13 protein-coding genes are annotated in these 16,572 nt (G+C 44.4%); 7 read left to right on the forward strand and 6 right to left on the reverse strand.

The annotated features are described in order from the left end of the window. Window positions 1-2: 2 nt before the first annotated feature. Genes aat through ICE88_RS00385 form a run of 4 tightly spaced genes read left to right on the forward strand, consistent with a single transcriptional unit; the run spans window position 3 to window position 3,356 of the window. Window positions 3-743 carry a leucyl/phenylalanyl-tRNA--protein transferase gene (gene aat / locus ICE88_RS00370; protein WP_216248317.1) on the forward strand — a complete coding sequence of 247 codons (741 nt, stop codon included), beginning with the start codon at window positions 3-5 and terminating at the stop codon, window positions 741-743. Beyond that, window positions 740-1,477 (forward strand): arginyltransferase, encoded by a 738-nt coding sequence (locus tag ICE88_RS00375; RefSeq protein WP_216248318.1) that lies wholly within the window; start codon window positions 740-742, stop codon window positions 1,475-1,477. The genes aat and ICE88_RS00375 overlap by 4 nt, the downstream gene beginning before the upstream one ends. A gap of 21 nt (window positions 1,478-1,498) precedes the next feature. Next, complete coding sequence (locus tag ICE88_RS00380) at window positions 1,499-2,533, forward strand: quinone-dependent dihydroorotate dehydrogenase (protein WP_216248321.1); 1,035 nt, start codon at window positions 1,499-1,501, stop codon at window positions 2,531-2,533. 52 nt (window positions 2,534-2,585) lie between these two features. After that, entirely contained in the window at window positions 2,586-3,356 is a 771-nt protein-coding gene (locus tag ICE88_RS00385; RefSeq protein WP_216248322.1) for an IclR family transcriptional regulator, read from the forward strand. A 10-nt stretch (window positions 3,357-3,366) separates the two neighbouring features. On the opposite strand, the gene ICE88_RS00390 is transcribed toward ICE88_RS00385, so the two are convergent. From ICE88_RS00390 to ICE88_RS00400, 3 genes are read right to left on the reverse strand one after another with little or no spacing between them, the layout of a single operon-like run. Further along, complete coding sequence (locus ICE88_RS00390) at window positions 3,367-4,386, reverse strand: serine hydrolase (RefSeq protein WP_216248324.1); 1,020 nt, start codon at window positions 4,384-4,386, stop codon at window positions 3,367-3,369. 59 nt (window positions 4,387-4,445) lie between these two features. Continuing rightward, window positions 4,446-5,327 carry a DMT family transporter gene (locus tag ICE88_RS00395; protein ID WP_216248327.1) on the reverse strand — a complete coding sequence of 294 codons (882 nt, stop codon included), beginning with the start codon at window positions 5,325-5,327 and terminating at the stop codon, window positions 4,446-4,448. Then, window positions 5,328-6,173: a histone deacetylase gene (locus ICE88_RS00400; protein WP_216248329.1), complete on the reverse strand. Its 846-nt coding sequence runs from the start codon at window positions 6,171-6,173 to the stop codon at window positions 5,328-5,330. 176 nt (window positions 6,174-6,349) lie between these two features. On the opposite strand from ICE88_RS00400, the gene ICE88_RS00405 reads away from it, so the two are divergent. Continuing rightward, complete coding sequence (locus tag ICE88_RS00405; protein ID WP_216248331.1) at window positions 6,350-6,886, forward strand: phasin family protein; 537 nt, start codon at window positions 6,350-6,352, stop codon at window positions 6,884-6,886. A 169-nt stretch (window positions 6,887-7,055) separates the two neighbouring features. Here the strand turns inward: ICE88_RS00405 and lpdA are convergent, their stop codons facing one another. The 3 genes from lpdA to aceE are packed head-to-tail and all read right to left on the reverse strand — an operon-like array spanning window position 7,056 to window position 13,205. Beyond that, the gene (gene lpdA / locus ICE88_RS00410) at window positions 7,056-8,837 is read right to left on the reverse strand and encodes a dihydrolipoyl dehydrogenase (protein WP_216248333.1); all 1,782 of its coding nucleotides are present in this window, start codon (window positions 8,835-8,837) and stop codon (window positions 7,056-7,058) included. An 11-nt stretch (window positions 8,838-8,848) separates the two neighbouring features. Beyond that, complete coding sequence (aceF, locus tag ICE88_RS00415; protein ID WP_216248335.1) at window positions 8,849-10,498, reverse strand: dihydrolipoyllysine-residue acetyltransferase; 1,650 nt, start codon at window positions 10,496-10,498, stop codon at window positions 8,849-8,851. Window positions 10,499-10,508: 10 nt separating this feature from the next. Continuing rightward, window positions 10,509-13,205, reverse strand: coding sequence for a pyruvate dehydrogenase (acetyl-transferring), homodimeric type (gene aceE, locus ICE88_RS00420; protein WP_216248337.1), 2,697 nt, complete (start codon window positions 13,203-13,205; stop codon window positions 10,509-10,511). A gap of 239 nt (window positions 13,206-13,444) precedes the next feature. Between aceE and ICE88_RS00425 the strand changes: the two genes are divergently transcribed. Continuing rightward, window positions 13,445-15,943, forward strand: a complete 2,499-nt coding sequence (locus tag ICE88_RS00425) for a PAS domain-containing sensor histidine kinase (RefSeq protein WP_216248339.1) — start codon at window positions 13,445-13,447, stop codon at window positions 15,941-15,943. A gap of 4 nt (window positions 15,944-15,947) precedes the next feature. Next, window positions 15,948-16,571: a response regulator transcription factor gene (locus ICE88_RS00430; RefSeq protein WP_216248341.1), complete on the forward strand. Its 624-nt coding sequence runs from the start codon at window positions 15,948-15,950 to the stop codon at window positions 16,569-16,571. Window position 16,572 lies beyond the last annotated feature (1 nt).

Raw genomic sequence — 16,572 nt, forward strand, 5'->3', positions numbered from 1 at the left:
ATATGGGTTTGTCTTGGCTCCAACCGAATGATCCTTTTCCATCACCTTGGAGTGATGCCGATCCGGATCCAGAAGTTCCTGGCTTATTAGCCATCAGCGAGGATATCAGCGCTGAACAATTGTTGCGCGCTTATCACCAAGGTATTTTTCCGTGGTACTCCGATGGACAACCTATTTTGTGGTGGTCACCTAATCCCAGAATGGTGCTTAGACCCAAAAATTTCAAAGTCAGTAGAAATTTCAAAAAAGAAATTAAAAATGTCCTGATGGACCAAGACTGGGAAGTAAAGGTCGATGAAGATTTTCATGCGACCATTCTGTCTTGTGCAACGCAAGCAAGACCAGGTCAAGATGGCACATGGATCACACACGCGATCATGCACGCTTATGGCCAAATACACGAGCAAGGACATGCGCACAGTATTGAAGTTTTTCATCAAGGGCAACGGGTTGGCGGTTTGTATTGCGTTAATTTGGGGAAAATGGTTTTTGGTGAATCAATGTTTTCTAAAAAAACAGGTGCTTCAAAAATTGCCTTGGCCAGCCTCTGTGCCTGGGCGATTGCCCAAGACATCGAGATGATTGACTGTCAGCAGGAAACAGCTCATTTAAGCTCAATGGGCGGAACTCCCATTCCGCGGGATGAATTTTTAAACCATGTGCATGCGAAAACTACTGCAATTAATCCCATTTGGAGTTTTAATAAGAGTGTTTTGCAACATTGGCTAAGCCAACCGGCATGAGTAAATTAAAAGAACTCCCTTTCACCACCCTTCAGTTCTATGCAACTGCTCCCTATGAGTGCAGTTACTTGGCGCATCATCAAGCTCGTTCTCAAGTAGCAACCCCAACACATTTGATCCATGCTGATGTTTATGGTGAATTAGTCGCCAGCGGTTTTCGTCGCAGTGGTTTATACACTTATCGGCCTTACTGTGATGGCTGCAAGGCGTGTATCGCTTGTCGTGTTGACATTGAACGCTTCAAACCAAAGCGATACCAGCAGCGTGCATTTAAAAAACATCAAAATCTTGAAGTAAAAATTGGTCATTTGGAATTTTTCCAAGAACACTACGATCTTTATATGTCATATCAACATGATCGCCATCTTCACGGCGGTATGGATGGTGACGATCAAGATCAATACAAACAGTTTTTACTGCAAAGCAAGGTGAATAGTCGATTGATTGAGTTCAGGGATGGTCCTGATGGTGAAGAGCCAGGTAAGTTAAGAATTGTGAGCATCATTGACGTGGTTCAAAGTGGTTTATCTTCCGTGTACACCTTCTTTGATACCAGCAATGAAAGTGCCAGTTATGGAACTTTCGCCATCATGTGGCAAATTGAACAAACCAAGAAACTTCAGCTGCCTTATTTGTACTTGGGGTACTACATCAAAGAAAGCCCTAAAATGTCTTATAAAGCACAGTTCGAACCATTAGAAATATTGGTCGATGATGTGTGGCAACGCCATTAATAACCTAAAGATCCAACACTGATGAATCTCTACCCTATCGTCAAGCCTTGTTTATTTGCCATGGACGCGGAACGTGCGCATAACTTGACTTTGAACACTCTTGATAAAGTCCATGCACTTGGCTTGGGGTTTTTGTCGCAAGAAAAGATTGCCCGTGATGAGCGAATTTTTTGTGGCTTAAAAATACCTAACCCCGTTGGTCTGGCAGCTGGCTTAGATAAAGACGGTAAACACATTGATGCTTTGGCTGATTTAGGTTTTGGTTTTATTGAGATTGGCACTGTGACACCCAAAGCACAAGCTGGCAATCCATTACCAAGAATGTTTCGCTTGCCAGAAGTGTCTGGCTTGATTAACCGCATGGGTTTTAACAATGATGGGGTTGATGCATGCGTGGCACGAGTCAAACAATCTGATTTTTGGCAAAGTGGCGGCATCCTTGGCTTGAATATTGGTAAAAATGCCACGACCCCGATTGAATCAGCTGCTGATGACTATCTTATTTGCATGAGAAAGGTCTACGACATCGCTTCGTATATCACGGTCAATATCTCATCACCCAACACCAAGAATTTAAGACAGTTACAAGGTGCCGATGAATTAAGTTCATTGCTTAGCGCCATTGCCGAAGAAAAAAAGGTACTGAGCGATTTACACAAGAAAGAAGTGCCCTTGTTCCTAAAAATTGCTCCTGATTTAGATTTAGAGCAGATTCAGACCATCGCAGAATTGCTGATCAAAAATAAGATTGATGCCGTGATTGCGACCAACACCACCATTGCCCGTGATTCAGTGGCGCACTTACCGTTTGGTAATGAAGCGGGTGGTCTTTCCGGGGCACCAGTCAAAGGTTCTTCCGATCATGTGATTCAAGAGCTGCACCGCAGCCTTCAGGGTCAACTACCGATCATTGGTGTCGGCGGCATTATGTCTGGCCAGGATGCCAAAGACAAGATCAATGCCGGTGCCAGCCTGGTTCAGCTCTACAGTGGCTTGATTTATAAGGGCCCTAAGCTGGTTGCTGACTGTGCCAAGGCCTTAAAAGGTGGTTTTTAAGCCTCTCTTTTCATAATGTGCAATTTGGCGTATTTAGGGCTAAAATGGCAACATGACAAGCAGAACAGCTATCCAGGTTTTGGACCGCATGATGAGTCTTCTGGATGCCCTCGCAGATAGTGATGAAGCCCAGAGTCTGAAAAGACTGTCTGAGCTGACTGATTTGCACCCCTCAACTGCCCATCGAATTTTGAATGATATGGTTGCCTGCCGCTTAGTTGAGCGTGCAGACAGTGGTACTTATCGTTTAGGACTCAAACTCCTTGAATTAGGTAACTTGGTCAAAGCACGACTTTCAGTCAGAGATGCTGCTCAATTGCCAATGAGAGCATTGCACAAGCTCACCGGCCAAACAGTCAATTTGTCTGTCCGCCAAGGTGATGAAATTGTTTACATTGATCGCGCCTACAGTGAGAGATCAGGTATGCAAGTGGTTCGCGCCATTGGCGGCAGAGCCCCACTCCATTTAACTTCAGTCGGCAAACTGTTTTTGGCCGATGATGACTCGGTGAAGCTAAAGAATTATGTGAGCAAAACTGGCTTGAATGGTCATACGCAAAACAGCATCAGCGATTTGACACAGTTAGAAAAAGAATTGGATTTAGTGAAAAGCCTTGGCCATGCCAGAGACGATGAAGAACTCGAGTTGGGTGTGAGCTGCATGGCTGCAGCCATTTTGGATGACACAGGCAAATTAGTTGCCGGTCTATCTTTATCAGCACCCACTGAGCGGATGCAAGATGAGTGGCTCAAGTCACTCAAAGATACTGCGATGCAGATCTCAAAAAGCTTGGGCTACAAACCAAGCCTTAAGTCTTCTTAATTCAATCCACTTAAAGTTTTCTGATTGATTCAGGATTTGGATTGGCTTCCAACCATTCTCTAACGCGGACTGCATCAGCAAAACGAGATTGTGTGCCAACAGAATCTAGGAATACCATCACCACATCACGACCAACAACTTTGGCTTGCATCACCAAACAACGGCCAGCAGCAGAGATATAGCCAGTCTTCTGTAATCCAATGTCCATATCGCTGGCTCTGACCAAACGATTGGTATTAACAAACTTTTGTTCACGCTTGCCAATCATGATGCTGTAGTCAGGTCTGGTTGAGAACTCTCTAATGACTTTGTATTGATAAGCCGCCTCAACCAAACGAGTCAGATCTTCTGGACTTGAAACATTGTCACTGGATAAACCTGTTGGGTCTGCAAACTTAGATTGACTCATGCCGAGTAACTTTGCCTTGGCATTCATTGCATCAACAAAGGCTGGTATGCCACCAGGAAAATTTCTGCCCAAGGCCTGTGATGCTCGGTTCTCAGAAGACATCAAAGACAAAAGCATCGCTTGCTCGCGCGACATCTTAGCTCCCTGGGTGACTCTGGAGCGAGTGCGGCCAGGATAAGCATTCACATCGGATTGCTCAATCACGATTGTTTCATCCAAGGGCAGTTGCGCTTCAAGCACAACTAGGGATGTCATTAATTTGGTGATAGATGCAATTGGCAATGCTGCATGAGCATTTTTCTCAAACAACACTTCATGTGTTTGACGATCAACGATCAATGCCACGCTTGATTTTAAATTGAGGTCATCCTGATTACCACGCAAGCCCATGGCAGCAGCAAATGATGGGCGCTTTTCATCAGGAGCTTTTGTTGATTTAGCTCGGGTGGTCGAGGTTCTAACTTGTTTTTGAGTTTTGGGGGCTACCTTTTTCTTGGCCGCCTGCTGGGTTGTTTGTTTATTGCTTGTACTTTGAGCAAAAGACACTTGTGCTCCAAGCAACAAAGAACTGCTCAATAATCCAACCATCAATTTACGCAACAAATTACTTCTCAATATCATCAGTCTCTTCTAAGCTATTTAATTAGTTAGTTTTAGTGAATAAATGACATGATAAGGTATTACTTGCCTGATGAGGCTTTATTGACCATTAAAACAGCCCCCATGGTCAAAGCTATCCCAAGGCCAATTGCCCAAGTGATTGGCTCATTGAATAAGAACCAGGCCATCAATGCTGTGGTGGGAGGGGTCAAATACATCAAACTGGTGACCTTGGTCGCTGCTCCATGTCGAATCATCACAAATAACAGAGAACTGGCGCCTATCGATAACGCAAATATGGCCCACAATAAAGAAAATATCAATTCTGGAACCCAAGCAATTTCCCTGGTTTCAAACATCATCATGAGTGGCACACAAACGACTGCTGAAGCAGCAAATTGAATCACCGAGCCGGTGCGCAAATCAAACTGAGGGCAATACTTCTTTTGATAGAGAGTACCTGCTGTGATTGATATCAAAGCAATGATAATGAATATGAAACTTAAATCACTGAAGCCAATCATGACAATCTTGGCCCAAACAACCAAACCAACTCCCAATAATCCGATCACCAAGCCAAGCCACTGTACAGGTCGCACTCTTTCAGCCACCCAAGATGCCAATAAGGCGGTCAGAATTGGTTGAAGCCCCACTATCAAGGCTGTTAGTCCTGCAGACATTCCTTCACGAACAGCAGCCCATACGCCACCTAAATAACCGGCTTGCAGGAGTATGCCGGCAATCGCAATGTGGATGATTTGTGACTGTCTTGGCCAAGGGGCTTTCCAAAGCAGCACAATTGGGATCATACAAATCAGCACACCTAAAAAGCGCATGCTCAGAAATGTCATTGGCTCAGCATGAGGCATGCCATAACGAGCAATGATGAAACCCGTGCTCCAGATGATCACAAAAATTGGCGCAATCCATGGCGTTAAATATCGAATCCATGAATTGCTCATTTATTGTTTGACCTTTAATTCTTTGAATAGTTGAAGAGCTAATTGTACGGTTTGAGCATGCACTTCAACCGTTGTTTCAATATTGATGCCATATCCTCCTGCCATCGCGATGGCGATTGGTAGATCATGAGTTTTAGCAAAGTCCAAAACCATTTGATCTCGCAGACATAGGCCTTGAAGACTTAATTTCAAACGCCCCAATCGATCCCCTTCATGAGGATCAGCCCCAGCCAAATAAATCAGCATATCTGGTTTGAATTCAGACTCCATCTGATTCAATGCATGAGCCAGATGAAGCAAATATTCATCATCGGAACATCCATCAGTTAAACCAACATCCAGATGACTAGATTCTTTTCTGAAGGGGAAATTCTTTTCCCCATGCAAAGACAATGTGTAACAAGTGGTGTCTTTTCCCAAAATAGCTGCGGTACCATTGCCCTGATGAACATCGAGATCAATGATGGCAACGTTCATCTTGTTCAGGCTCTGCAAATATTTTGAGGCAACAGCAGCATCATTGAAGACACAAAAGCCACTACCTTTATCTGAATACGCATGATGTGTTCCACCAGCTAAATTGACTGATACCCCATCTTCGATGGCACTCATGCATGCTTGAATGGTGGCTCCTGCAGACCTTTTGGACCTTTCAACCATGGGTTCACTCCATGGAAAACCAATTTCTCTGATTTCTGCAGGACTTAATTGGCCCAGAATGACCCGGTCAATATAGCCTTTTTCATGGACTCTTAACAAATCTTCATAGCTTGCGGGTGCTGGCTCTTTTAGCTCTAAACCTTGGAATGAAGCCACCTGATCCCTTAATAAACGATACTTTTGCATCGGGAAGCGGTGTCCAGCAGGGAGTGGGAGGACAAAATGGTCGGTATAAAAGGCTTTCACCCCCTGATTTTGCCTTTTTTTCACAATGTGGGCTTGACTTAGGGGAATTAAGACATATACTTCATTTTGTGCAGTGCAACATTTATTGTTCACCCTTTAATTTACTTGGAGAAATCATGACATTAACCCCAGAACAAATCGCAGCAGCAAACAAAGCTAACTTGGAAACATTGTTGAATTTAACGAACAAAGCCTTTGAAGGCGTTGAAAAACTAGTTGAATTGAACATGGCAGTAGCAAAGACTGCAATGACTGAGAACGTACAAAACGCTAAGCAAGCACTTTCAGTGCGTGATGCACAGCAATTGATGGCTATGCAAGCTGGCATGGTTCAGCCTTTAGCGGAAAAGATCATGTCTTACAGCCGTCATCTTTACAACATTGCTAACGAAACTCAAACAACATTCACGTCTGTTGCAGAGTCACAGTTGAAGAAAAGCAGCGGCAACATGAACGGCATGGTTGAAGAGCTTTCAAAGAATGCTCCAGCTGGTTCAGAAGCTACGATTCAGGCGATCAAACAAGCCATGGCTGCAGCAAACAATGCTTATGAAACAACACAAAAATCTATCAAGCAAGCGGTGGATTTAGCTCAAAACAACTTCAATGCTGCAGCTAATACAGCTGTTAAAGCTGCTCGCGGCAAGAAGTAAGCAAGATGCAAGCCATTTGAATCATCATAATGGCATGTAAAGAATTGAAGTAGTAACAGTTGTCTCCTCGGTACCCAGTTAGATCTAATCTACAAGTACCTTTTAACCCCCGCCTCGTGCGGGGGTTTTTTTATGCATGGAGGCTGTGAGACTTAACGCCGACAGCTAACTATTTTTTCTTGGTTGGTGGCAAATCAGTGCAAGTGCCATGCGCCACTTCAGCAGCCATACCAACAGATTCACCAAGCGTTGGATGTGGATGAATTGTTTTACCAATATCAACCGCATCAGCACCCATCTCGATAGCCAAGCAAACCTCACCAATCAAATCACCAGCATGGGTACCAACAATGCCGCCACCAATGATGCGATGAGTTTCTTTATCAAATAATAACTTTGTAAAACCTTCATCACGACCATTGGCAATGGCTCGACCACTGGCTGCCCATGGGAACAAACCTTTTTCATAAGCAATGCCTTGAGCTTTACATTGTTCTTCAGTGAGTCCAGCCCATGCCACCTCTGGATCGGTGTAAGCCACAGATGGAATTTGCTTGGCATCAAAGAAAGCCTTATGCCCTGCCGCAACTTCTGCAGCAACGTGAGCTTCATGAACCGCTTTATGAGCCAACATAGGTTGACCAACCAAGTCGCCAATTGCAAAAATATGATTCACATTCGTGCGCAATTGCTTATCAACTGGAATAAAGCCACGCTCATCAACCGCCACGCCAGCTTTATCAGCATCTAACTTCTTACCATTTGGAGTTCGGCCAACCGCTACCAATACCAAGTCGTATACCTGAGGAGTAGCTGGCGCCTTTTCACCTTCGAAGGTCACATGGATACCGTCTGGTTTTGCTTCCGCTTTACTGGCGCGTGTTTTCAACATGATGTTGTCAAAACGTGGGGCGTTGACTTTCTCCCATACCTTTTCCAAATCACGATCTGCACCAGCCATCAAACCATCTAACATTTCAGCAATGTCAATTTTGCTGCCCAAGGTGCTGTAGACAGTCGCCATCTCTAAACCGATGATGCCGCCACCAATCACCAACATTCTCTTAGGCACCTTTTCAAGCTTTAATGCGCCAGTACTATCAACGATTCTTGGATCCTTGGGCAAGAAAGGCAACATCACCGCTTGACTGCCGGCAGCAATGATCGCCTTTTGAAAACGAATCACTTCTTTTTGACCATTGGTTTTCTTCGAATCACCTTCAGTGACTTCTACCTCAACGTGATATGCATCTAAGAATCGACCAATACCACGCACTGTTTTAACCTTACGAGCTTTGGCCATACCAGCAAGACCGCCCGTTAACTTACCAATCACGGTTTCTTTATGAGCCCGTAATTTATCAATTTCAATCTTCGGTGCACCGTATGAAATACCATGTGCTGCCATGGCTTTAACTTCATCCATGATGGCAGCTGTGTGCAACAAAGCTTTTGATGGAATACAACCCACGTTCAAGCAAACACCACCCAGGGTTGCATAACGCTCAACGATGATCGTGTTCATCCCCAAGTCAGCGCTTCTGAAAGCGGCACTGTAACCACCAGGACCAGCTCCCAAGACCAGCATGTCGCATTCATGGTCAACTTTTCCAGCGTATGAACCTGGTGCAGGAGCACTTAATTTCGGAGCTTCAGTTTTTGGAGCTGCCTCTTTGATTGGTGGTGCTGATGCTGCTGGTTTAGCAGCATCGGTAGCCACATCGAGGGTAGCAATGACCATGCCTTGATTGATCTTGTCACCAACCTTGACGCTGATAGAAACAATTTTGCCAGCTTGCTCACTCGGCACTTCCATGGTGGCCTTATCAGACTCCAACACCAATAGTGCTTGCTCTTTTTCAACCTGATCACCTGGTTTGACCAAAACTTCAATCACAGGCACATCATGAAAATCACCAATATCAGGAACTTTGATTTCTACTGTAGGCATATCAATATTCCTTAAAGAACAACACGACGGAAATCAGCTAATAATTCAGCCAAATACACGTTGAATCTTGTCGCTAAGGCACCATCAATCACGCGATGGTCTGCAGTGAGTGACAATGGACAAATTAATTTTGGTACAAACTGTTTACCATCCCAAACAGGCTTCATGCTAGCTTTGTTTACACCCAAAATAGCCACCTCTGGTGCGTTGATGATTGGTGCAAAGTAAGTTCCACCAATACCGCCCAAAGAAGAGATCGTGAATGAAGCGCCCTGCATTTGATCAGGCTTCAACTTGCCCTCACGCGCAAGCTTGGCCAACTCACCAGTTTCTTTAGCGATTTCAAAAATACCTTTTTTATCAGCATTCTTTACGACCGGCACCACCAAACCATTTGGTGTATCCGCGGCAAAGGCAATGTGGAAGTATTTCTTCATCACCAAGTTATCGCCATCCAATGAACTGTTAAATTCTGGATACTTCTTCAATGCATTAACAGCAGCTTTGATCAAGAAGGCCAACATGGTGACTTTGATACCTTGCTTTTCATTGTCCTTATTTGTCATCACACGGAATGCTTCTAAGTCAGTGATGTCTGCATCCTCGTGATATGTCACGGCTGGAATCATGACCCAGTTGCGAGACAAATTGGCAGCAGATAATTTCTGAATGCGAGATAAAGGCTTGGTTTCTGTTTCGCCAAATTTACTGAAATCAATTTTTGGCCACGGCAATAAATTCAAGCCACCAGAGGCTGCTACTGGAGCACCCGCTGGAGATGCCGCTTGTCCAGTCATGATGTTTTTCACATAGGCCTGAACGTCTTCTTGAGAAATTCTGCCTTTTGCTGAAGTACCAATCACCTTGGTCACGTCAACGCCAAGTTCTCTGGCGTATTTACGAACAGATGGACTTGCATGACTGATTGCACCGGTTGCTGGAACAGATTCAGTGCGAGGCGCTGATGCTTGAGGCGCACTCTGAACAGGTGCTGGATTGCTTGCTTGAGGAGCTGCTGCAGGAGCCGCACTTGGAGCTTTAGTTGGTGCTGCAACTGCTGAAGCACCTGCTGATGAAGATTCTAGAATCACCACCAAATCACCTTCCGAGATGCTATCGCCCACTTTTACTTTCACTTCCTTCACCACACCAGCGTGCGAAGAAGGAACATCCATGGTGGCTTTATCTGATTCTAAAGTTACCAAAGATTGTTCTTTTTCTACAACGTCACCAGGCTTTACATGAACTTCAATCACTGGCACGCCTTTGTAATCGCCAATATCAGGAACATTAACGTTCACCAAACCACCAGAAGCTGCGACTGGTGCTGGGGCGGCTGCAGGTGCCGCTGCTTTTTGTGGCGCAACTGGAGCAGTTGCTGCAGGCGCAGCTACTGGGGCAGCCTTAGTTGATGCGGAACCTGATTCTTCTAAAAGGATCACCACATGACCTTCAGAAATGTTGTCGCCAACTTTTACCTTTACTTCTTTGACCACACCAGAATGAGAAGAAGGCACATCCATGGTGGCCTTATCTGATTCCAAGGTCACCAAAGATTGCTCTTTTTCAATCACGTCACCAGGTTTCACATGAACTTCGATCACCGGCACGCCGTCATAATCTCCAATATCAGGAACTTTGATTTCTATCACTTGGCTCATCTTAGTTTCCTCACACAGTCATTGGGTTTGGTTTTTTAGGATCAAGACCGTACTTCTTGATGGCTTCTGCGACCTTCTTGTGATCAATTTGACCTTCATCAGCCAAAGTCTTGAGCGCAGCAACGGTTACCCAGCGACGATCCACTTCAAAGAAGTGACGAAGCTTCTCACGCGTATCAGAGCGACCATAACCATCTGTGCCCAATACGGTGTATCTCTTACCGATATTCTGAATAGCTGGTCTGATTTGCTCTGGGAATAAACGCACATAGTCTGTTGCAACAACGACTGGACCAGTGGTGTCTTTCAACATTTTCTCAACGTGCGAGAGAACAGGTTTGTCAGTTGGGTTCAACATGTTTTGACGTGATACAGCATTCCAGTCACGACCCAATTCTGTGAAGCTTGGGCAACCCCAAATATCAGAAGCGACGCCCCAATCATCACGCAACATGTTGGCAGCTTCAATCACTTCACGGAAGATGGTGCCGCTACCCAAGAGCTGAACTTTTAGTTTGGCTTTGGCATCTCCAACACTTGTTAAGCGATACATACCCTTCAAGATGTCATTTTCAGCACCCTTAGGCATCGCTGGGTGAGCATAGTTCTCATTCATCAAAGTGATGTAGTAATAAACATCGTCTTGATTGGTCATCATGCGACGCATACCATCTTGAATAATCACAGCCAATTCAAAAGCAAAGGTTGGGTCATAGCTGATACAGTTTGGAATCGCGCCGCTCCATAAATGACTGTGGCCATCTTCGTGCTGCAAACCTTCACCGTTCAATGTGGTTCTACCAGCAGTACCGCCTAATAAGAAACCGCGACTGCGCATATCACCAGCAGCCCAAGCCAAATCGCCGATGCGCTGGAAGCCAAACATTGAATAGAAAATATAGAACGGCAACATTGGTACGCCGTGGGTTGAATAGGATGTGGCTGCAGCAATCCAATCACACATCGCACCAGCTTCATTGATACCTTCTTGCAAAATTTGACCGTGCTTGTCTTCTTTATAGAACATCAACTGATCATGATCTTGCGGTGTGTAAAGCTGACCCAATTGGTTCCAAATACCTAATTGACGGAACATGCCTTCCATACCGAAGGTTCTAGATTCATCAGGAACAATCGGCACCACACGCTTACCGATGGTCTTATCTTTCACAACCATGTTCAACATACGAACGAAAGCCATGGTGGTTGAAATCTCACGACCTTCAACAGTGGCTTCAAGCAATGGTGCGAATACTTCAAGCTTTGGCACTTCCAAGCTTTCTGCTTTGGCTCTGCGCTGAGGTAGATAACCACCCAACTCCATGCGACGTTCACGCATGTAATTCAACTCAGGACTGCCCTCTTCAAATTTCACCAAAGGCAATTCTTCTAACTTGTCATCAGGAACTGGGATTTTGAATTGATCTCTGAAGGCTTTGATGTCCTCAATGTTCATTTTTTTGGCTTGGTGAGCGATGTTCATGCCCTGACCTGAGCCACCCATGCCGTAACCTTTGATGGTCTTGGCCAAAATAACGGTGGGTTGATTCTTATGATTCGCTGCTGCGTGGAATGCTGCATAAACTTTATGGGGATCGTGTCCACCACGATTCAGATTCCAAACATCTTCATCACTCCAGTCAGCAACCAAAGCTTCTAATTCAGGTGTATTGAAAACAATCTTTCTAACGTAGGCACCACTCTTGGCTTTCATGGTCTGGTACTCACCGTCCACGATCTCACCAAGACGTTTCATCAAAATACCCTTTTTATCTCGGGCAAACAAAGCATCCCAATGAGTACCCCAGATGAGCTTGATCACATTCCAACCAGCACCCCTGAATTCAGATTCAAGCTCTTGGATGATTTTTCCGTTACCGCGAACTGGACCATCTAAACGTTGCAAATTACAGTTGATCACAAAACAGAGGTTGTCTAAGTTTTCTCTACCGGCCATACCAATGGCACCCAATGACTCAGGTTCATCGGTTTCACCATCACCCAAGAAGGCCCAAACTTTTCTTCCCTCGGTTTGAGCCATGCCACGGTCTTGTAAATACTTCATGAAGCGGGCTTGGTAAATAGCCATGATTGGGCCCAAGCCCATAGATACTGTAGGGAACTGCCAAAAGTCCGGCATCAACCAAGGATGCGGATAGCTTGAAATACCTTTGCCATCAACTTCTTGACGGAAGTTATTTAAATTTTCTTCGGTTAAACGCCCCAACATATATGCTCGGGCATACACACCAGTGGCAACGTGACCCTGCACAAACACCAAATCACCACCATGGTTATCTGAAGGAGCGTGCCAGAAGTGATTGAAACCCACATCGTATAAGGTAGCCGCTGATTGGAATGATGAGATATGTCCACCAACGTTTGTATCTTTGTTGGCCTTTAACACCATCGCCATCGCATTCCATCGTGTGTAAGAGCGAATCTTGTGCTCAATCTCTTGATCACCAGGAAGCTTGGCTTGCTGTTCTACAGGAATCGTATTGATGTAAGGCGTCTCAGCATGAAACGGCTGAACAACACCACTCACACGAGCATGAGATATCTGCTCATCAATCAAGAATGCAGCGCGATCGACACCCTCTTGTTGAATGACACCATTCAGGGCATCAATCCATTCTTTGGTTTCAATTGGATCAATATCCTGAGAGCCATTAGCCCCCTTTTGTTGATTTGGTAGATCAGCCATGCTTGTCTCCTGGTAACTTTGCTCTATTAATAGGGCTGAGCCCTTTTTGTCTTGCTCAAATTCTAAAAACGCCAGTGTGCCGGAGCAAGCAATATTTCATATAACGAAGTTATTTATCACTATATGGAATTATGTTGCGTGGCAATAAGCCCTAAAAAGTGAAAAAAAACAGAGATTCAGTATCGTCCCGAATTACACTCTAAGATTGCATGGTTTTCCCTAAGTAAATAAGTATTCATTTGAAAACAGTTATTCATCAATATCTTGGTCAAGCCATCAAGAAGTACCGATCAAAAACCCTCAAGCAAAGGGCAAGGTCTTACACATTCTTGTACATACCAGTATTGGCCATTGTGCTTTTTACGTGCGCAATGGGGTTGATTCTTTGGACACTCAATTACCAAGATAAAAATCAGCAGCAGTACACGCTCTATCGAGAAACCGCCTTTGCTAAACAAAGGATATTGCTACGGTTTGCTGCGAATGAAGATGCCATCCTAGAATTGAGTCGTGAGATCAGCAATTCTGCAACCAGATCTCAGTACCCAGAGTCATTCTTAAAGCTATCAACTAAGTTAATCCAGGACAGCCCTGAAATTTTGCAACTGCGTTGGTTAGATAGCAGACAAAATCGCATCGCCACTCTGCCGAATAACCCGAGCTATTCCAAGTGGTCAGAAAGAACCTCGATTAAATCTGTGCTCGATACAGAATTAAATGCCATTTTTTCTGAGGCAGCAGAATCTAATAAAGCCACTTACGGAAGAATGCTGGGCTTTCATCCTGCCGAAAATGAAACTTCCAATACAGACAGACAATATGTGTTTTGGCATGTAACCCCGATCATTCAGAATGGTGCAGTGACTGGTGGTATTGCTACTCTTTATTCAGGAAAGAGAATTCTGCAGCACATGGTCCCCAGCGAATTGAATGGGCTCTATCGTTTTGCACTAGTAGACAGTTCAGGCAAAGAGTTGGTTAGCTCAAATCCAAAACGAGCCAGCTCAAGATCTCTTGAGCACAGTGTGAGTTTGGATAAAACACCCATTCCACTGACTTTGCATGTCAGCACATACCCACCCCCCACAAACCTAACCTATCGCACATTGCTTTGGCTGGTGATTGGCTTGAGCAGCTTCGTTTTATGGAGCTTGTGGTCTGTATGGAAACAAACATCTAAACGTTATTCGATACAAAAAGATTTGCAGACTGAAACCAATTTCAGACGCGCCATGGAAGAATCAATCACGATTGGGATGAGAGCCCATGACATGCAAGGAAAGATCACTTATGTGAATCCAGCCTTTTGCGAAATGACTGGCTGGACACGACATGAGCTGATTGGCATGTCACCACCCTTTCCTTTTTGGCCTTCCGAATTAGTTCCTGAGCTAACTCAGAAGATGGCTGTTGCTTTAAAGGGTAATTCACCAAAGGCTGGTTTTGAAGCGGTCTTACAAAAAAAGAATGGCGTCAAAATTAGTTCAAGAACTTTTGTTTCACCATTGATTGATGAAAAAGGTGAGCAATCTGGTTGGATCAGTTCAATTGTTGATATATCAGAACCTATCAAGGCCCGACAAGAATTGGCCTTGGCTCAAGAACGCTTCACCACAGTACTTGAAAGTCTTGATGCTGCAGTGTCAGTTATTTCACTGCAAAGTGGGGAACTCTTGTTTGCCAATAAGTATTACCGAGAGACTTTTGGCAATACAACAAAAGCCCACCTTGACTTAGCGGGCCATGAAATCAACCCAGAAGACATGGGAGCATTGGACATCGATAGCGTGGATGGCTTTGCTGGACTTCCAGCATCCGCTTTAACACCTACACAGTCTGATTTCAGAGAAATTCAAATCAATCAAACCAAACTTTGGTATGAAGTAAGACGACGTTACATCTCTTGGGTCGATGGTCACTTAGCTCAACTGATCATCGCAACCGACATCACCGCCAGAAAAAAAGCTGAAGATCAAACCAGAGAACAAGAAGAGAAGCTTCAGTTTTCAAGCCGTTTAACCACCATGGGTGAAATGGCCTCTTCTTTGGCACACGAATTGAATCAACCGCTCGCAGCGATTTCAAACTATTGCACAGGCATAGCCAATAGATTGAAATCTTCACAAAACATCGACATCGAAAAAGATATTTTGCCTGCGATTGAAAAAGCAACCAATCAAGCTCATCGTGCAGGCACAATTATTCAACGTATCAGGGGCTTCGTGAAAAGAAGTCAACCTCAGAGTGTGCTTGTCAATGTGGCAACCATTGTTGAGGATTCAGTTGGACTGGCTGAAATTGAAGCACAACGTTATGGCGTTCAAATTAGCATCTCTTTTGCCGATAACTTACCCAAAGTCTTTTTAGATCCTATTTTGATTCAGCAGGTCCTGGTGAATCTATTGAAAAATGCGATTGATGCCATTAAAAATATCCCCAACAAAATGAATTCTTCAAAGTTGATCAATCTTTTGGTTGATATTGATGAATCAGTTTCACCAGCCATGCTGCGGATACGTGTCATGGATCAGGGGCCCGGTATTCCTGAAGATGCTCTAGAAAGACTCTATGAACCCTTCTTTAGCACCAAGCATGATGGCATGGGCATGGGTTTGAACATTTGCCGCTCCATCATTGAATCTCATCATGGCCGCCTATGGGCAGAAAACAATGTTCCAGAAAAAGATCAACCTGGTCTTGGCTGCACCTTTACAATACTACTTCCCTTGGATAAATAAGCATATGAACAACAAAACTGAAATCGTTTATGTCGTTGATGACGACGAAGCTGTGAGAGATTCATTGACATGGCTATTGGAAAGCAATGGCTATTCAGTTAAATGCCAGCCAAGTGCGGAAAGGTTTCTGCAAGCCCTGCAGGGAGATCAAAAAGAAACAGTTTCTTGTTTAATTCTGGATGTGCGCATGCCAGGTATGTCTGGTCTTGAGCTCCAAGAGCGTCTTTTGGCCGAAGGCATTCCTATGCCAATCTCTTTCATCACCGGACACGGCGATGTTTCAATGGCTGTTTCAACCATGAAAAAAGGTGCAGTAGATTTCATTGAAAAACCATTCAAGGAATCTGAATTAAAAGTATTGGTTGAAAAGATGCTGGCCAGAGCCAGAATCGATTATGCAAAAGCCGACACCCAAAAGAACAATCAAAATCTTTTGAGTAAATTGACCGGAAGAGAAAAACAGGTTTTGGAAAGAATTGTTGCCGGTCGACTCAACAAACAAATTGCAGATGACTTGAATATTTCAATCAAAACAGTTGAGGCACACCGCGCCAACATCATGGAAAAACTCAACGTGAACACCGTTGCAGACCTCCTAAGACTTGCCCTATCTGAATCCAATAAATAAT

The sequence above is a fragment of the Polynucleobacter sp. AM-26B4 genome (genome assembly GCF_018882285.1).
Classification (GTDB): domain Bacteria; phylum Pseudomonadota; class Gammaproteobacteria; order Burkholderiales; family Burkholderiaceae; genus Polynucleobacter.

Coding starts and splice junctions, on each gene's coding strand:
- aat (WP_216248317.1), top strand. CDS start 3: ATGGGTTTGTCTTGGCTCCAACCGAATGATCCTTTTCCATCACCTTGG.
- ICE88_RS00385 (WP_216248322.1), top strand. CDS start 2,586: ATGACAAGCAGAACAGCTATCCAGGTTTTGGACCGCATGATGAGTCTT.
- ICE88_RS00375 (WP_216248318.1), top strand. CDS start 740: ATGAGTAAATTAAAAGAACTCCCTTTCACCACCCTTCAGTTCTATGCA.
- ICE88_RS00390 (WP_216248324.1), bottom strand. CDS start 4,386: ATGATATTGAGAAGTAATTTGTTGCGTAAATTGATGGTTGGATTATTG.
- aceE (WP_216248337.1), bottom strand. CDS start 13,205: ATGGCTGATCTACCAAATCAACAAAAGGGGGCTAATGGCTCTCAGGAT.
- ICE88_RS00395 (WP_216248327.1), bottom strand. CDS start 5,327: ATGAGCAATTCATGGATTCGATATTTAACGCCATGGATTGCGCCAATT.
- aceF (WP_216248335.1), bottom strand. CDS start 10,498: ATGAGCCAAGTGATAGAAATCAAAGTTCCTGATATTGGAGATTATGAC.
- ICE88_RS00380 (WP_216248321.1), top strand. CDS start 1,499: ATGAATCTCTACCCTATCGTCAAGCCTTGTTTATTTGCCATGGACGCG.
- ICE88_RS00405 (WP_216248331.1), top strand. CDS start 6,350: ATGACATTAACCCCAGAACAAATCGCAGCAGCAAACAAAGCTAACTTG.
- lpdA (WP_216248333.1), bottom strand. CDS start 8,837: ATGCCTACAGTAGAAATCAAAGTTCCTGATATTGGTGATTTTCATGAT.
- ICE88_RS00400 (WP_216248329.1), bottom strand. CDS start 6,173: ATGCAAAAGTATCGTTTATTAAGGGATCAGGTGGCTTCATTCCAAGGT.
- ICE88_RS00430 (WP_216248341.1), top strand. CDS start 15,948: ATGAACAACAAAACTGAAATCGTTTATGTCGTTGATGACGACGAAGCT.